10 protein-coding genes and 2 pseudogenes are annotated in these 15,102 nt (G+C 71.4%); 8 read left to right on the top strand and 4 right to left on the bottom strand.

The annotated features are described in order from the left end of the window. Window positions 1–5: 5 nt before the first annotated feature. The 7 genes and pseudogenes from ACTWQH_RS29350 to ACTWQH_RS29320 form a co-directional block, all read left to right on the top strand. On the top strand, window positions 6–1,019 hold the full coding sequence (locus tag ACTWQH_RS29350; protein ID WP_443289830.1) for an ABC transporter permease: 1,014 nt from the start codon (window positions 6–8) through the stop codon (window positions 1,017–1,019). Beyond that, window positions 1,016–2,215, top strand: coding sequence for a substrate-binding domain-containing protein (locus ACTWQH_RS29345; RefSeq protein WP_443289816.1), 1,200 nt, complete (start codon window positions 1,016–1,018; stop codon window positions 2,213–2,215). The genes ACTWQH_RS29350 and ACTWQH_RS29345 overlap by 4 nt, the downstream gene beginning before the upstream one ends. Beyond that, window positions 2,215–3,081 (top strand): sugar phosphate isomerase/epimerase family protein, encoded by an 867-nt coding sequence (locus tag ACTWQH_RS29340; protein ID WP_443289815.1) that lies wholly within the window; start codon window positions 2,215–2,217, stop codon window positions 3,079–3,081. Before ACTWQH_RS29345 ends, ACTWQH_RS29340 begins: the two co-directional genes overlap by 1 nt. A gap of 47 nt (window positions 3,082–3,128) precedes the next feature. Next, entirely contained in the window at window positions 3,129–5,579 is a 2,451-nt protein-coding gene (locus tag ACTWQH_RS29335; RefSeq protein ID WP_443289814.1) for a PQQ-dependent sugar dehydrogenase, read from the top strand. A gap of 107 nt (window positions 5,580–5,686) precedes the next feature. Then, on the top strand, window positions 5,687–6,508 hold the full coding sequence (locus ACTWQH_RS29330) for a ThuA domain-containing protein (protein WP_443289813.1): 822 nt from the start codon (window positions 5,687–5,689) through the stop codon (window positions 6,506–6,508). A 165-nt stretch (window positions 6,509–6,673) separates the two neighbouring features. Continuing rightward, window positions 6,674–8,227 (top strand): annotated as a pseudogene (locus ACTWQH_RS29325) (alpha-L-fucosidase); the annotation flags it as partial. Between the two features lie 174 nt (window positions 8,228–8,401). Beyond that, window positions 8,402–9,382, top strand: a pseudogene (locus ACTWQH_RS29320) (arabinofuranosidase catalytic domain-containing protein); the annotation flags it as partial. A gap of 22 nt (window positions 9,383–9,404) precedes the next feature. On the opposite strand, the gene larE reads toward ACTWQH_RS29320, so the two are convergent. From larE to larB, 3 genes are read right to left on the bottom strand one after another with little or no spacing between them, the layout of a single operon-like run. Beyond that, entirely contained in the window at window positions 9,405–10,253 is an 849-nt protein-coding gene (larE, locus tag ACTWQH_RS29315; protein ID WP_443289812.1) for an ATP-dependent sacrificial sulfur transferase LarE, read from the bottom strand. After that, on the bottom strand, window positions 10,250–11,398 hold the full coding sequence (larC, locus tag ACTWQH_RS29310) for a nickel pincer cofactor biosynthesis protein LarC (protein ID WP_443289811.1): 1,149 nt from the start codon (window positions 11,396–11,398) through the stop codon (window positions 10,250–10,252). Before larC ends, larE begins: the two co-directional genes overlap by 4 nt. Then, entirely contained in the window at window positions 11,395–12,102 is a 708-nt protein-coding gene (gene larB, locus ACTWQH_RS29305; RefSeq protein WP_443289810.1) for a nickel pincer cofactor biosynthesis protein LarB, read from the bottom strand. The genes larC and larB overlap by 4 nt, the downstream gene beginning before the upstream one ends. A gap of 300 nt (window positions 12,103–12,402) precedes the next feature. Between larB and larA the strand changes: the two genes are divergently transcribed. Beyond that, window positions 12,403–13,677 carry a nickel-dependent lactate racemase gene (gene larA / locus ACTWQH_RS29300; RefSeq protein WP_443289809.1) on the top strand — a complete coding sequence of 425 codons (1,275 nt, stop codon included), beginning with the start codon at window positions 12,403–12,405 and terminating at the stop codon, window positions 13,675–13,677. Between the two features lie 93 nt (window positions 13,678–13,770). On the opposite strand, the gene ACTWQH_RS29295 is transcribed toward larA, so the two are convergent. Beyond that, a partial coding sequence (locus ACTWQH_RS29295; protein WP_443289808.1) for a cellulase family glycosylhydrolase occupies window positions 13,771–15,102 on the bottom strand: 1,332 nt, incomplete at its 5' end.

Genomic DNA, 15,102 nt, shown 5'->3' with positions numbered 1-15,102 from the left:
CCGCCGTGGACCACCACACCGACGTCCCCGCACCGGCGTTGCGGCGGCGGCTGACCGCCGCGCTCGGCACCGCGGCACCCGTGTACGCCCTGCTGCTGGTGCTGCTGGCGGCGCTCGCCGTCACCGACCCCGGCTTCTACGAGCCCGACCGGCTCCTGGCGTTCGTCCGGCGCGCCGCCCCGCTGGTCATCCTGGCCGCCGGCCAGTACCTGGTCATCGTCTCAGGCGAGTTCGACCTCTCCGTCGGCGCGATCGTGACGGCCGGTGTCGTGACGGCCGCGGAGCTGTACCAGGAGTTCCCCGGCGCGCACTGGGCGGTCGTGGTCGGCGTGCTGCTGCTGGCCGGTGCCGCGGTCGGACTGGTCAACGGCCTGGTGACCACCCTGCTCGCGGTGCCGTCGTTCATCACCACCCTCGGCATGATGCTCATGCTGGAGGGCGGCGTCTTCTACTGGACCGGCGGCTCTCCCCAGGGCTACCTCCCCGACGACTTCCGCGCGATGGGCCGCGACGACCTGTTCGGCTGGCTGCCGTGGGGCGTGCTGGTGTGCCTGGCGGCGGGTGCCGGCGTCGTCGTGCTGATGCGCTCCCGCCTTGGCCGCACGCTGATGGCCACCGGCGACAACGAGCGGGCCGCCGCGCTGGCGGGCGTCCGGGTGGGCCGGGTGCGCACCCTCGCGTTCGTGCTGTCCGGCGCGGCCGCCGCGCTGGCCGCGGTGCTCGTCGGGGGCTTCTCCGGCGTCTCCGCGCAGGCGGGCTCCGGCATGGAGTTCGAGGCCATCACCGCCGTGGTCCTCGGCGGCGTGGTCCTCGGCGGCGGCCGGGGCTCGGTCGCCGGCGCCATGGCCGGGGCCTTCTGTCTCATCGCGCTGTTCACCCTCCTGAACCTGCGAGGCGTCTCGGGCGCACTGGAGTCCACCGTCCAGGGCGTGATCGTCATCGCGGCCGTCGCGCTCGGTGCCGCCGACTTCTCCCGGCGGCGGCGCCGCTCACCATCCACCGGAGGCCACACCCCATGAGAAAACCAGCCCTCGCCGCGCTCGCAGCCGTCCTCGCGGCCGCCTCGCTCGCCTCGTGCAGCAGCGACACGCCCCCGGAAGGCCCCACCCCGCCGGCGGGCTCCGCCTCACCCGGCGACGGCGGCGACGCGGGCGAGGCCGAGTTCTTCGAGCGCGGCGAGTACGAGCAGCAGATCGCCCTCGGCCAGGAGACGCCCGAGGGACCCGAGGGCCGGCCGTGGGAGCAGATGCTGCGCCCCGAGATGGCCGGCACCGAGGAGTACGCGATCCCGGACGGCGAGGTCCACCTGTGCTTCTCCAACGCCGGCGTGTTCAACCCCTGGCGCCAGGTCGGCCTGCAGACGATGGAGGCCGAGGCGGCGCAGCACGAGCAGGTCACCCTCACCGTGCTGGACGCCGAGGGGCAGGACGACAAGCAGATCTCCGACATCCAGGACCTCAGCGGCCGCGAGGACTGTGACGCCCTCATCGTCTCGCCCAACACCACGGCGACCCTCACCCCGGCCGTGGAGCAGGCGTGCGGCAAGCTGCCCGTCATCGTCTTCGACCGGGGCGTCAACACCGACTGCCCGGTCACCTTCATCCACCCGGTCGGGGGCTACGCCTACGGCGCCGCCGCCGCGGACTTCCTGGTGGACACCGTCGAGCCGGGCGGCAACATCCTGGCGCTGCGCATCTCCCCTGGCGTCGACGTGCTGGAGAACCGCTGGTCCGCCGCGGAGATCGCCTTCGAGGACAGCGACCTCAACGTGGTGGACGTGGAGTTCACCGAGGGCGATCCGGCGACCACCAAGTCCATCGTCACCGACGCGATCCAGCGGCACGGCCAGATCGACGGGGTCTGGATGGACTCCGGCGCCACCTCGGTGGCGGCCATCGAGGCGTTCGAGGACGCGGGGGAGGAGGTCCCGCCCATCACCGGCGAGGACCAGCAGGACTTCCTTCAGGCGTGGAACGACAAGGACCTGACGGCCATCGCCCCCACCTACCCGACGTTCCAGTGGCGCACCCCCGTCATCGCCGCGCTGCGCATCCTCGCCGGCGAGGAGGTGCCCCGCGAGTGGCGCCTCCCGCAGCCCACCATCACCCAGGACAACCTCGCCCAGTACCTGAACGAGGACATGCCGCCGCTGCACTACGCCATGTGCGGCTGCGAGGACCTGCCCGGCTATCCCGAGGACTGGGGTGGTGAGTGATGGAAGCGTTGCCGATCGGGGCGAACCCGTGGATCTGGGACTCGCCGGTCACCGACGACACCCTCGCCCGGACGGTCCCGCGGCTGGGGCAGTGGGGGTTCGACGCGGTCGAGCTGCCCCTGGAACAGCCCGGTGACTGGTCGCCGGCGTCCGTCGCGAAGCTGCTGACGGCTTGCCGGCTACGGCCCGCGGCCGTCATCGCCGCGATGTCGCCGGGGCGCGACCTGGTGGCCACCTCGCCGGGGACCGTGCGCGCCACCCAGGAGTACCTGCTGTCCTGCGTGGACGCCGCCCACCAGGTCGGCGCCCCGGTCGTCGCCGGGCCCATCTACGCCACGGTGGGCCGGACCTGGCGCATCTCCGAGCAGGAGCGGGCGAGCGTTTACGCCGAACTCCGCGAGGGTCTGGCGCCGGTGGTGGAGCACGCGCGCGCCGCCGGCGTCCGCATCGCCGTCGAGCCGCTGAACCGCTACGAGACCAGCGTGCTGAACACGGTGGGCCAGACTCTTCAGGCGCTCGACGGCCTGCCGGCCGAGACCGTCGGCGTGGCGCTGGACACCTACCACCAGAACATCGAGGAGCGCGGTCTTGACATCGCCGCCCACCAGGCCGCCGGACGCATCGCGCACGTCCAGGTCTGCGCCAACGACCGGGGCACCCCGGGAAGAGACTCACTGGACTGGTGGGGCTTCCTGAGGGAACTCCTGGCCGGCGGCTACGACGGGCCGCTGTGCATCGAGTCCTTCACCGCCCACAACGAAAGCATCGCCGTCGCCGCCTCCGTCTGGCGCCCCCTGGCCGACTCCCAGGACGCCATCGCGGTCGACGGCCTGGCCTTCCTGAGGAAGGCGTTCTCCCGTCTCTGACCCGCAACGACGCGGGGAGCCGCATCACCGGAGAGGAAACCCCCCACATGAAAACCGCCCACATAAGAAGCAGGCACCGCAAACGCTCACGCGCCCTCCTGGCGCTCGCCATGGCGCCGCTGCTCGCGGCCGGCACCCTGACGGCAGCCGCCCAGGACGTGGAGCCCGCCCAGGACGTGGAGCCCACCCAGGCAACGTTCGAGAAGGTCACTCTCGACGACAACACGGCCGACCCGATGGCGTTGGACGTGGCGCCGGACGGCCGCGTCTTCTACATCCAGCGCGGCGGCGAGCTGCAGGTCTTCGACCCGGCGAGCAGCTCCACCACCACAGCCGGCGCGCTGGACGTCTACACCGGCGGCGAGGACGGCCTGATCGGCATGGCCCTCGACCCGAACTTCGCCGACAACAACCGGATCTACCTCAACTACTCTCCGGCCGCGGCCGCGGAGGACATCAACCGCGTCTCCGCCTTCACCATGGACGGCAACACCCTGGACGTGGCGAGCGAGCAGGTTGTGATCGACGTGCCCGCCACCCGGGACCGGACCTTCCCCGAGCCCGGACACACCGGCGGCTACATCGAGTTCGGGCCCGACGGCTCGCTGTACATCGGCACCGGGGACGACACCCCGCCCAACCTCGACGCGAACTGGCAGGGCTACGCCCCGCTGGACTGGCGCCCGGGGCAGGAGGGTCTGGACGCCGCCCGGTCGGCCGGGAACACCAACGACCTGCGCGGCAAGATCCTGCGGATCACGCCCTCGGCCGATGGCGGCTACACCGTCCCCGAGGGCAACCTGTTCGCGCCCGGCACCGAGGGAACGCTGCCCGAGATCTACGCCATGGGCTTCCGCAACCCGTTCCGTTTCAGCGTCGACCCCGCCACCGGTAACCTGCACGTCGCCGACTACGGGCCCGACCGCAACCCGCCGGCCACCGAGCGCGGCCCCGAGGGCCTGGTCGAGTACAACGTGATCACCGAGCCGGGCAACTTCGGCTGGCCGTTCTGCCACGGCGACAACCAGCCCTACGCCCCGTTCAACCCCGACACAGGCGAGGTCGGCGCGAAGTTCGACTGCGACGCCCCCGTCAACGAGTCCCCCAACAACACCGGCTTGGCCGAGCTGCCGCCCGTGCAGATGCCGGAGATCTGGTACGGCTACGGCGCCTCGGCGCAGTTCCCGGAGCTCGGCGAGGGCGCCAACGGCCCGGCGGGCGGTCCCGTCTACCACTACGATGCGGACAACCCCTCGACCACGAAGTTCCCCCAGTCCCTCGACGGCGCCGCGTTCTTCTACGAGTGGTCGCGCAACTACATCAAGACCCTCACCTTCGACGACAGCGGGGCCGTCGCCTCGATCGACGACTTCCTGCCCGAGGCGACGTTCCTCAAGCCGATGGACATGACCTTCGGCCCGGACGGCTCCCTCTACGTGCTGGAGTGGGGCTCCGAGTTCTGGGGCGGGAACAACGACTCGGGCCTCTACCGCATCGACTACATCGGCGGCGGGAGCGGGTCCGCGCCGGTCGCCAAGGCCAGCGCGTCGGCGACGAGCGGACCGGCGCCGCTGGAGGTCACCTTCTCCAGCGAGGGCAGCGAGGACCCCGACGGCGGCGAGCTCACGTACGAGTGGGACTTCGACGGCGACGGCACCTTCGACTCGACCGAGCCCAACCCCACCCACACCTACGAGACGGTCGGCGAGTTCACCGCCCAGCTCAGGGTCACCGACCCCGACGGGCAGACCGGCTTCGACAACACCACCATCACGGTCGGGAACACCGAGCCGACGGTGGAGGTGACGACCCCGGTGAGCGGCACGATGATCGAGTTCGGGGACGAGATCTCGTACGAGGTCACCGTGACCGACCCCGAGGACGGCGAGATCGACTGCCAGAACGTCATCGTCAACCCGGCCCTCGGCCACGACGACCACGAGCACCCGACCACCAACATCCGCGGCTGCTCGGGCACGGTCGACACCAGTGACCTCGGCGGGCACCCCGAGGGCGCCAACCTGTACTACGTCCTCAACGCCGAGTACACCGACCAGGGCGTCGAGGGCTCCGGCGAGCTGACGGGCTACGGCAAGTCGGTGCTCCAGCCGTTCCACAAGCAGGCCGAGTTCCGCGACAGCCAGTCCGGCACCACGGTCGTCGAGGAGGCCGGCGCCCAGAACGGCAAGCGCATCGGGGACATCAGCGAGGGCGACTGGATCGCGTTCGACACCATGAGCGTCGAAGGCATCGGCTCCGTCAGCTACCGGGTGACCTCGCCCGACGGGGGCGGCGCCATCGAGCTGCGCGCCGACGCTCCCGACGGGGAACTGCTGGCGACCACCGAGGTGCCCGCCACCGGCGCCTGGGAGACCTACCAGATGACGGATCCGGCGCCGATCACGGAACTGGCCGGCACGCACAAGCTGTATCTGGTCTTCACCGCACCCGTGGAGAACTCCTACGACGTGGACGCCATCGAGTTCCAGGCGTCGTAGTCCCCCGACAAGACCACCCATCACGGCCACCACGAGGGCCCGGGCGGGCGGGAGAACCCCCGCCCGGGCCCCGACCGGCCCACCATCCCCCACGAGAGGTCACAGTCATGTCCTCGTCATCATCATCACCCTCACAGTTCAGCCGCCGCAGACTGCTCGTCGCGGCCGGCGGCGTCGCGGTCGGCGGCGCGGCCGCCGGCACCCTGACGGGCTTCGCGTCCACCGCGCACGCGCAGGCCCAGTTCCGGGCCCTGCTGTTCACCAGGGCCGTCGGCTACGTCCACGACTCCATACCCGCCGGCATCCAGATGTTCCAGGAGGAGACGACCGAGCAGAACATCGAGCTCGTCCAGACCGAGGACCCGGCCGTCTTCAACGCCGAGGAACTCGCCGGGTTCAAGGTCATCATCATGCTCCAGAACTCCGGCATGGTCTGGGACACCGACGAACAGCGTCAGGCCATGCAGGACTACGTGACCGGCGGCGGGGGAGTGGTGGCCATCCACTGCGCCCTCGACATGGGCATCGAGGCGGAGTTCCCCTGGTGGGACGAGGTCATCAACGGCGGCGCCCACATGCCCGGCCACGCCTACGGCCCCCAGAACGGCACCGTCCGCATCGAGGACCCGGACCACCCCTCCACTCAGGGGCTGCCCGAACTGTGGACGCGGTCCGAGGAGTGGTACAACTTCGACCCCAGCCCGCGGCCGAACGTCCGCGTGCTCGCCACGGTCGACGAATCGACCTACGACCCGGGCGAGTTCGCGATGGGCGAGGACCATCCCATCACCTGGTGCAGCACCGCCTCCGGCGGCCGGATCTGGGCCACCGCCATGGGCCACTACATCGAAGCCTACGCGGAGGAGGACTTCCGCAAGCACCTGATGGGCGGCGTGAAGTGGGCGTCCTGGAACCAGGCCGGGGACTGAGGGCAGGCCCCCGGACCGGGACACCTCGCGGGCCTGGCCGGCACCCACGCCCTGTACCTGGTCTTCACCGCCCCACAGGCGGACAGGTACCGGGTGGACGCCATGGAGTTCCAGACGTCCCGGGCCCCGGCCAGACCCGCCATCCCCCACGAGAGGTGCGCATCCATGTCCTCGCCATCATCATCGTTCCGGCCGAGCCGCCGCGGGCTGCTCGCCGCGGCCGGCGGTGTCGCGGCTGGAGGTCTCCTGCTGCGGGTCGGTACCGCCCAGGCCGCGGCCGCGCAGGGCTACACCCCGGACTGGCCCTCGGTCGACCAGCACCCGCCGGCTCCCGAGTGGTTCCAGGACGCCAAGTTCGGCATCTACTTCCACTGGGGCGTCTTCAGCGTGCCCGCGTTCGCCAACGAGTGGTATCCGCGCAACATGTACGCCGGCGGCTCCGGGGAGAACGCCCACCACATCGCCACCTACGGGGACCCGTCGGTGTGGCCCTACCACAACTTCATCAACGGCGCCGAGGACCTGGCGGGCAACCACGTGCAGTTCGCGCCGAAGCTCGCGTCCGAGGGCGGCAACTTCGATCCCGAGGCGTGGGCGCAGCTGTTCGCCGACGCGGGCGCGAAGTTCGCCGGCCCCGTGGCCGAGCACCATGACGGCTACTCGATGTGGGACAGCACGGTCAACGAGTGGAACTCCGTGGCCACCGGACCCGGCCTGGACCTGGTGGGGCTGCACGCCGACGCCATCCGGGCCCAGGGCCTGAAGTTCATGGTCTCGGTGCACCACGCGTACAACTTCACCGGCTTCTACGAGCACGTGCCCCCGCAGTCCGACCCGAGCCTGCGGAAGCTGTACGGCCAGCTCGACCCGGTCGCCGCGAACCAGCTCTGGTACGACAAGCTCGCCGAGCTGATCGACGGCTACCGGCCCGACATCATCTGGCAGGACTTCAACCTCACGCAGGTGGACGAGCAGCAGCGGCTGAACTTCCTCGCGTACTACTACAACCAGGCCCTCGCCTGGAACAAGAACGTCGTGGCCACCTACAAGGACGGCTTCAACGACAACGGTGAGGTGTTCGACTACGAACGCGGCGGGCCGGGCGATCTGCGGTTCCCCTACTGGCTCACCGACGACAGCGTCTCCAGCTCCAGCTGGTGCTACACCGAGGGCATCGGCTACTACTCGCAGAAGGCGATGCTGCACGCGTTCATCGACCGGGTCAGCAAGAACGGCAACCTGCTGCTGAACATCGCGCCGATGGCCGACGGCACCATCCCGGAGGAGCAGCAGGCCATCCTGCGGGGCTTCGGGGACTACCTCGGACGCTTCGGCGAGTCCCTCTACGCCACCCGGGCCTGGACCGACTACGGCGAGGGCCCCACCCAGATGGGCGGCGGCTCCTTCACCCAGCCGGTGGAGGGCACCAGCGCGGACATCCGCTTCACCCGCAGCAAGGACAGCACGGTGCTGTACGCCACCGTGCTGGGCTGGCCGGGCGGCACCCTCACCGTGACCACGCTCAGCTCGGACCGGATCGACCTGAGCACCCTCGCATCCGCCCAGCTCCTCGACGCCACCGACGGGTCGTACATCAACCTCCCCGACCCCAGCCAGGACGGCGCCGGCCTGCACCTGTCGATGCCCGCCTCCGACGCGCCGTTCGACGCCCTGGCCTACGTGGTCAAGCTGACCTTCTCCGGCCAGATCCCCGAACTGTCCTGAGCACTGCATCCCCCCACAAGGAGTCCCACAATGCAGAGAAGCAGCCCATCCCAGCCACCATCAAGGCGGCGGCGCTCCCTGGCGACCGTGACGGCCGCCATCGTAGCGATCCTCGCCACGGTGCTGACGACCGCACTGACGTGGTCGGCGCCGGTGTCGGCGCAGGCCACCGGCCCCTGCGACATCTACGAATCGGGCGGCACGCCCTGCGTCGCCGCGCACAGCACCACCCGGGCGCTCTACGGCTCCTACGACGGCATCCTCTACCAGATCCAGCGCGCCTCGGACAACACCACCCTGGACATCGGCGCCCTCAGCGCGGGCGGGCCCGCCGACGGCGCGGCGCAGGACGAGTTCTGCGCCGGCACCGAGTGCGTCGTCACCGTCGTCTTCGACCAGTCCGGGAACGGCAACGACCTCTGGTACCAGGGCTCGGAGGAGGTCCCCGGCTCAGACGTGAGCAGCCCCGCGGACGCGATGACCGAGTCGCTGACGGTCGGGGGCAGCAAGGTCTACTCGCTCTACATCAAGCCCGGCAACAGCTACTGGCGGGACGGCCACGAGACGGGCGTTCCCACCGGCGCCGATCCCGAGGGCATGTACATGGTCACCAGCGGCACGCACGTCAACGACCAGTGCTGCTTCGACTACGGCAACAGCGAGACGACCCGGATGGCCGACGGCGCCGGGACCATGGACGCGATCAACTTCAGCAGGCAGTGCTGGTTCGGCGGTTGCCAGGGAACCGGCCCCTGGGTCCAGGCAGACCTCGAATGGGGCCTGTACCCCGGAGGCAGCCAGGAGTGGAACCCCAACCAGCGGGACTTCACCAGCCCGTACGTCACGGCGACGCTGAAGAACGACGGGACCTCGCGCATGGCGTTCAAGGGCAGTGACGCGCAGGCCGGCGACCTGTACACGGTCTACGACGGCCCGCTGCCCGCGGGATACAGCCCCATGAAGAAGCAGGGAGCGATCGTCCTCGGCAGCGGCGGCGACTGCTGCAAGCCCGGCGGCGGCGCCAACCTCAGCGAGGGCACCTTCTACGAGGGGGCCATGGTCTCCGGCTTCCCGTCCGACGAGACCGAGGACGCGGTGCAGGCCAACATCGTCGCCGCCGGCTACGCGCCGTCAGGCGAGGGAGAGTGACGGAAGGTGATGGAGGGGGACGTCAGTGACCTGAGCCCGTGCGGCCCGGCGTCCGCTCCCGGTGGAGGCTGCCGCTGCGGAACGCCCGGACACTGACATCCCCCTCCGCGAATCCCGCCGTGCGGACGGCGTTCAGCACGCCCGGCAGGGCGGTGGCGGTCTCGACGAGGTCCGCGTCGACCTCGACGCGGACCGCCCCGCCCAGGTCGCGGACGCGCAGGTCCGTGGTCCGCACACCGGCGGCGTCGAGCACCGCGCGGAGGGCCACCTCGGCGCGCGCGACGCGGGCCAGTCGGTGCCCGGTGACCTCGACGCCGTGGCGGATGCGGCTGGCCAGGCAGGGGGTGGCGGGCTTGTCCCAGGTGGGCAGCGACCAGCGGCGGCTGATCTCTCTCACCTGGCGCTTGCTCAGGCCCGCGTCGCGCAGCGGCGTGTGCGCACCGCGCTCCTGGCCGGCGCGGATGCCGGGCCGGAACGGGTCGACCGCGTCGTCGGCGTTGGTGCCCGTGGCCAGCTCCGGGAAGCCGTGTGCCCGGCCCAGCGCGGCGATCGTGTCCAGCACCTCGGACTTGCAGAAGTAGCACCGGTCCGGGCCGTTGGCCCGGTAGCCGGGGTGGCGCAGCTCCTCGGTGCGCGGCGTGAGGTGCACGACACCGAGGGACCGGGCCAGCGCCCGCGCCGGGGCGAGCTCCGCAGGAGCGAGGCTCTCGGACACCGCCGTGACGGCCAGCACGCGCCGCGCTCCCAGGGCCCGGACGCCCGCGGCCAGCACCAGGGCCGAGTCCGCGCCGCCGGAGTAGGCGACGGCCAGCGGCCCGCCGATGGCGCGCATCCGCTCCAGCAGTGCGACCTCGTCGTCGATCGTCGTCATCCGGGCAGTTCCCTTCTGGCGCGTTCGGCGACGACGCGCGGCGGCAGCCCCAGGCGGGCGGCCGCGGCCGCGACGTCGTCGTGCTCAGGCTTCGCTCCGTGCGGTCCGTGCTTGACCCGGATCGGGCAGCCGTTCACCTCCACCGTGGTGACGTGACGCGGCAGGGCCGTCCGGGCTGCGGGTGAGCGGCGGATGCCGAGGCTGCCGGTCTCGGCGAGCACCAGGTGCTCCAGCCGGTCGGCGGCGTGCGGCTCCGCCAGCACGTGCAGGACGTGGGCGGGCCTGCCCTTCTTCATCACCGCGGGGGTGGCCCACGCGTCCAGCGCTCCCGCGGCCAGCGCCGCGGCGATGGTGTGGGCGAGCACCTCGCCGGTCACGTCGTCGAGATTGGTCTCCAGGACCACGACCGTCTCGGCCGCGAGCGGTTCGGGCGTCGGGTCGCCGAGCGTGACGGCGGCCACGTTGGGGCGGTCCGGCAGGCGCCGGCTGCCCGCCCCGTAGCCGGTGGACGTCACGGTCATCGACGGCATGGGGCCGTAGCGGGCGTCCGCCGCGACGAGCAGCGCGGCGGCGGTCGGCGTCACCGTCTCCCCGGGGATGTCGCTCCCCGTCACCGCCGCGCCGGCCAGCAGGCCGAGGGTGGCGGGCGCGGGCGCGGGGATCAGCCCGTGCGCCGAGGCGATGCGGCCGGTGCCCAGCGGCAGCGGGGCGCAGACCACCTCGGTCACCCCCAGCGCGTCGAGCGCGGCGGCGACGCCGACGATGTCGACAACGGTGTCGTGTCCGCCGAGCTCGTGCAGGTGGACCGTGTCGGGGTCGCTGCCGTGCAGCCGCGCCTCGGTGGTGGCCAGGGCCCGCACGGCGGCCACCGCGCGGGACGCCACGGCGGCGGGGCGTGCACGGGCCGCCAGCTCCGCCAGCTCCGCGGCGCGGCGTTCCTCAGCGTCGTCGAGCACGGTGACGCGGACCCTGGTCGCGGCCAGCCCGTGGTCGGTGACGCGCTCCGCCGTCAGCTCCCAGCCGGTCAGCCCGGTGGAGGCGACCGCCTCCCGGACACGCGCGAGCGGCGCGCCGGCGTCGAGCAGCGCGGCGAGCAGCATGTCGCCGGCGAGGCCGGTGAAGGGGTGGATCCAGCAGCGGCTCATCGGCGGCCCGCGGCGACCTGAGCGATCCGGTGCACGGCCATGGCCGCCGCGAAGCCGGAGTCGATGTTCACGACGGTGAGCCCGGCCGCGCAGGAGGCGTGCATGGCCAGCAGCGCGGTCACGCCCTCCAGGCCGGCGCCGTAGCCGCTGGAGACCGGGACGGCGACGACGGGGCAGCGGACGAGGCCGCCGACCACGCTCGCCAGCGCGCCCTCCATGCCCGCGGCGACGATGACGGCGTCCGACGCCTGGAGCTGGTCCCTGACCGCCAGCACGCGGTCGAGGCCCGCGACGCCGACATCGGCCACGGCGGTGGCGGCGAGGCCCACCGCCCGGCACACCCCGAGCGCCTCGGCGGCCACGGGGAGGTCGGCCGTGCCGGCCGTGACGACCGTGACACGGAAGGACCCGGCGGGCGCCGGGCGCCACACCAGCAGGCGTGACGCGGCGTCGTATCGACCGCCCGGGACCGCCCCGCCCACGGCCGCGGCGGTCTCCTCGTCCAGCCGCGTCACCAGCACCGGCCCGGCGTTGTGCGTCAGCAGTCCCGTCACGATGCCGCGGATCTGCCCGGTGGTCTTCCCGGGGCCGTAGACGACCTCCGGGAGCCCCTGCCGGCTCTCCCGGTCCGTGTCCACGCGGGCGTAGCCGAGATCGAGCGCGGCCGCGGCCCCGGCCTGTCCGCCGTCCCGCTGCCGGGTCATTCCGGCTCCAGCCGGTAGACCCGGGCACCCGGGCACCCGGCGTACGCCGGGCCCCCACGGAGGTATCGCATGACTCTCCCGTCAGGCAGTCGCCGGTCAAGCTAGCAAAGACATCCCATGTATGGGAAGGCGCACTTTCCAGTATCCGGGACCATTCCGGGACCATCCTGCGGTTTGTGGCGCCAGGCGTGGACACGCCAGCAACTCCCGGGGTTAAATCCATCCCATGTCTCCGCCACCGCCATGCATCCTGGTAGACGCGGTATGTCGCTGAGCGACAAGGCCCGAGGAGGAGGCGTGATGAGGGTAAGGCTCGACTACGGCACCGAGGGCCTCGCGATGGAGGTGAGTCCCGACGCCGCCACGGTGGTCGAACCCGTCCACCACGAGGCCGCGGCCGACCAGAGCGCCGCCCTGCGCGACGCGCTGCGCCATCCGGTGTCCGGACCGCCGCTGCGCGAGCGCCTGCGCCCCGGTCAGACCGTGGCCATCTCCGTCTGCGACGGCACCCGTCCGCAGCCACGCCGGCTCATGCTCCCGGCCGTGATGGCCGAACTCGACGGCGTCATCCGGACCGAGGACGTGGTGATCCTGGTCGCGACCGGCACCCACCGCGGCAACACCGCCGAGGAACTGCGGCAGATGCTCGGCGACGAGATCGTGGACACGTTCCGCGTCATCAACCACGACGCCCGGGATCCCGAACAGCTCACCTGGTGCGGCACCCACGGAGCGGGCGTGCCGGTCTGGCTCAACCGCGCGTGGACCGCCGCCGACGTGCGGATCACCACGGGCTTCGTCGAGCCGCACTTCTTCGCGGGATTCTCCGGCGGGCCCAAGCTGGTCGCTCCCGGGCTGGCGGGACTGGAGACGGTGCTGACGCTGCACGACGCTCGCCGCATCGGTCACCCCCGCGCGACCTGGGGCATCACGCACGGCAATCCGGTGCACGACGACGTGCGCGCGATCGCCGAGGCCACCGGCGTCACCTTCGCGCTGGACGTCGTCCTCAACCGGGACAAGGACATCGTCGCCGCGTTCGGAGGCGACCTGCTGCCGATGCACGCCGCCGCCTGCGCCGCCGCCAAGCGCATGGCGATGCGCCCGGTCCCCGAGCCCTTCGACGTCGTGGTCACCACCAACTCCGGCTACCCCCTCGACCAGAACCTCTACCAGGCGGTCAAGGGCATGTCCGCCGCCTACCAGGTGGTCCGCCCCGGGGGAACCATCATCTGCGCGGCCGAGTGCCGCGACGGCTTCCCCGACCACGGCTCCTACCGCGAGGTGCTGTCCTCCGCGCCCTCCCCCCAGGCCCTGCTGGACGCCATCCACGCCCGGCCGCACACCCTGCCCGATCAGTGGCAGGTCCAGATCCAGGCCCGCATCCAGTCACAGTGCCGGGTGATCATGCACACCTCCCACCTCAGCGACGCGGAGCTGGCCGCGGCTCACCTGGAGCAGACGAGCGATGTCTCCGCCGCCGTCGCCGAGGCGCTGGCCGCCGCCGGCCCCGCCGCCCGGGCGTGCGTCCTGCCGCAGGGACCCCTGACCATCCCCTACCTCGTGACGGCGTGAGCGGCCGGCCGCCGGTGGGGCAAGGTGCGTTGCCGCACACGAGCCCCTGGCGACCGGCCGCTTAGCCGGATCCTGGTCGGTGGGGTCAGGTCGTCAGGTCGTGGTGCCGGTGACGGTGGTGCCGGACCTGGTGAGGGTGTAGGTGATGGTCTCGCCGCTCCAGAAGTGGAAGGTCAGGTTGATGGTGGAGTTGACCCTGGTCTCGGCGAAGAACGCCTGGGGCAGGGTGATGTGGCCGGCGGCGTAGTCCGGCGAGAAGGCACGGCCGAATTCCTTGTAGGACGTCCAGTCGTGCGGGCCGGCGTTGGTGCCGTCGGCGTAGACCGCCTCCATGGTGGCCAGCCGGTCGCCGTTGAACGCCGTCGGGATGGTCAGGGAACTGGTGGTGCCGTCGGCGTTCTCCAGAACCGGGGTGGCGTAGGTGATGACGTTCACGTCCCACGGCACGCCGCCGTCGAACCGGAGCGTCAGCGTGGCGTTGACCCCGTACTCCTGGCTCGCGGTGAGGCGGGCGAGTGTGGCGGCGGCGATGGTGAGCTGGTCGCCGCTGATGGTGTAGTCCTGGCCGCGCACCAGTTCCTCGGAGCCGTTGGCGACCGAGGTCAGGCTGTTGCCATTGAGGTTCAGCGTGAGCGTCGCGTCGGTCGGCTCCTGGCCGGTCCGGACGAAGATCTGGTCGCTGGAGGCCGTCGCGGAGTCCGTGGTCCAGCTGGACTGGATCTGCCGGAACAGGCTGGGGTCGCGCCACTCGAAGGTGGTGCGGTCGAGGTGCTGGCCGTTGTCCCACCACATCGTGGTCAGCTGCCGATAGCGGGCGTAGGACCCGAAGAACTCGAAGAACTTCAGCTTCTCGCCCTGCTCGATGGTGCCGGTGCTGCTGTCGAAGCCGAGCAGGCCGTACTCGCCGACGATCACCGGGATGCCCTGGGAGACGAAGGTGTTGTAGGCGCGGTCGAAGGTTCCGGTCAGGTCGGCCTGGACCTCCTCGTTGAAGCGGGTGTACCCCGCGATGTTCACGCTGAAGGGCCAGAAGCCGTAGAAGTGGATGGTGGCGGCGATGTTGGGGTCGTCCAGCGCGGCGATGGTGTCGTCCAGCTCGTCCAGGTGGGCCTGGTCGCCGTTGGTGTGGAGGGTGGGCAGCACGAGCACGCGCTTGGCGTTGGCACCGCCGGAGTCGCGGACGATGGAGTGGAAGGTGGTGTTGAGCTCGTCCAGCAGCTCCTCTTCCTGCGGCACGCCGGTGCTGTTGGTGAACTGCGGCTCGTTGACGCTCTCGAAGAGCAGCTTGCGGGGCGCGTCGTCGCGGAAGCGTTCGGCGATCTGGGTCCAGGTGGCGGTGTAGCGGGCGAGGACCTGGTCGTGCTGGGTGGGCATCTCCCAGATCCACTGCCAGGAGTCGTGGTGGAGGTTGATCAGGACGTACAG

The organism is Streptomyces sp. 6N223 (genome assembly GCF_052246635.1).
Taxonomy (GTDB): domain Bacteria; phylum Actinomycetota; class Actinomycetes; order Streptomycetales; family Streptomycetaceae; genus Streptomyces.
The sequence above is the reverse complement of the archived record's forward strand: the minus strand, read 5'-3'. Positions and strand labels throughout refer to the sequence as shown.

Bases quoted from the DNA above. Each gene is read 5' to 3' on its own strand.
- ACTWQH_RS29345 (WP_443289816.1), top strand. From the start codon at position 1,016: ATGAGAAAACCAGCCCTCGCCGCGCTCGCAGCCGTCCTCGCGGCCGCC.
- larE (WP_443289812.1), bottom strand. From the start codon at position 10,253: ATGACGACGATCGACGACGAGGTCGCACTGCTGGAGCGGATGCGCGCC.
- ACTWQH_RS29335 (WP_443289814.1), top strand. From the start codon at position 3,129: ATGAAAACCGCCCACATAAGAAGCAGGCACCGCAAACGCTCACGCGCC.
- larA (WP_443289809.1), top strand. From the start codon at position 12,403: ATGAGGGTAAGGCTCGACTACGGCACCGAGGGCCTCGCGATGGAGGTG.
- larC (WP_443289811.1), bottom strand. From the start codon at position 11,398: ATGAGCCGCTGCTGGATCCACCCCTTCACCGGCCTCGCCGGCGACATG.
- larB (WP_443289810.1), bottom strand. From the start codon at position 12,102: ATGACCCGGCAGCGGGACGGCGGACAGGCCGGGGCCGCGGCCGCGCTC.
- ACTWQH_RS29330 (WP_443289813.1), top strand. From the start codon at position 5,687: ATGTCCTCGTCATCATCATCACCCTCACAGTTCAGCCGCCGCAGACTG.
- ACTWQH_RS29340 (WP_443289815.1), top strand. From the start codon at position 2,215: ATGGAAGCGTTGCCGATCGGGGCGAACCCGTGGATCTGGGACTCGCCG.